The sequence below is a fragment of the Erythrobacter sp. genome (assembly GCF_038133525.1).
In the GTDB taxonomy this organism is placed as follows: Bacteria; Pseudomonadota; Alphaproteobacteria; order Sphingomonadales; family Sphingomonadaceae; genus Qipengyuania.
On sequence record NZ_JAYPTL010000162.1, the window covers coordinates 344 to 1791 of the forward strand.

Annotated in this window: 1 protein-coding gene; it reads right to left on the bottom strand. The window is 63.3% G+C overall.

The features are described 5' to 3' along the window. Positions 1-1220 (bottom strand): dihydroxy-acid dehydratase (gene ilvD / locus AAFM29_RS17530; protein ID WP_341714002.1); only part of this gene is annotated, 1220 nt, incomplete at its 3' end. Positions 1221-1448: the final 228 nt, after the last annotated feature.

Sequence of the window (1448 nt, forward strand, 5' to 3'; positions counted from 1 at the left end):
CCGGTTTCGCGGTCGATGTCCAGTTCCTCCCAGCGGCGGCTCTGGCTGAAGGCGGTCTGCGTCGGCACGCCGCCGGGCGCGGCGGCATAGAATTCGCGCACCTTGTTCGACGGGCTGCGACCGATGTCCCAATAGTTGAGTGCCTCGGCCAGCGTGGGGCTGTGCACGGTGGAGCAATCGCCGTTCAGCAGCCCCGCCATCTCCAGCTCACCCAGGATCGCCATGATGCCACCGGCGCGGTGCACGTCTTCCATGTGCACGTCCGATTTCGCGGGCGCGACCTTGGACAGGCACGGGACTTTCCGGGAAAGTCGGTCAATGTCGGTCATGGTGAAATCGACGCCTGCTTCGTGGGCAGCTGCCAAGAGGTGCAGCACCGTATTGGTCGATCCGCCCATGGCGATATCAAGGCTCATCGCATTCTCGAACGCCTCAAACGTGGCGATGGAGCGGGGAAGGACGCTGGCATCGTCCTGCTCGTAATAACGCTTGCACAGATCGACGGCGAGGCGGCCCGCCTCGCGGAACAGCAGCTCGCGGTCGGCATGGGTCGCCAGCACCGAGCCATTGCCGGGGAGCGAGAGACCCAGCGCCTCGGTCAGGCAGTTCATCGAATTGGCCGTGAACATGCCGGAGCACGAACCGCAGGTCGGGCATGCGGCCTGCTCGATCGCGGTCACTTCCTCGTCAGTGTAGCTTTCGTCGGCTGCGGCGACCATCGCGTCAACGAGGTCCAATGCGTGCTCCTTGCCCTTGATGATGACCTTGCCAGCTTCCATCGGGCCGCCCGACACGAAGACGACCGGGATATTGATCCGCATCGCGGCCATCAGCATGCCGGGCGTGATCTTGTCGCAGTTCGAGATGCAGACGATGGCATCGGCGCAATGCGCATTGACCATATATTCGACGCTGTCGGCGATGAGGTCGCGGCTGGGCAGCGAATAAAGCATCCCGTCATGCCCCATGGCGATCCCGTCATCGACCGCGATGGTGTTGAATTCCTTGGCAACGCCGCCCGCCGCCTCGATCTCTCCCGCCACCAGCTGGCCGAGGTCTTTCAGATGCACATGCCCCGGCACAAACTGGGTGAAGCTATTGGCGATGGCGATGATGGGCTTGCCGAAATCGCCGTCCTTCATGCCGGTCGCACGCCATAGACCGCGCGCGCCTGCCATGTTGCGGCCATGGGTCGAAGTGCGGGAACGATAGGCGGGCATGATACTGACTTTCCAAAAATTGCGTGATTGCCCCGGCGAACGCCACAAGGGGACTCGGGCCCGCCCCTAGCGCATGCGCGGGCAAAAGCTAAGCGGCAATTGCACCCGCCCCTTACCCATCGGGGGCAGCACCCTTGACGCGGGAGCCTCGCCTCCCTTTATGCTCCCTTGTATGGAGCACGAGCAACCCTTCACGCTCGAGGCCAATGAGGTCGAGTGGCTGGAAGA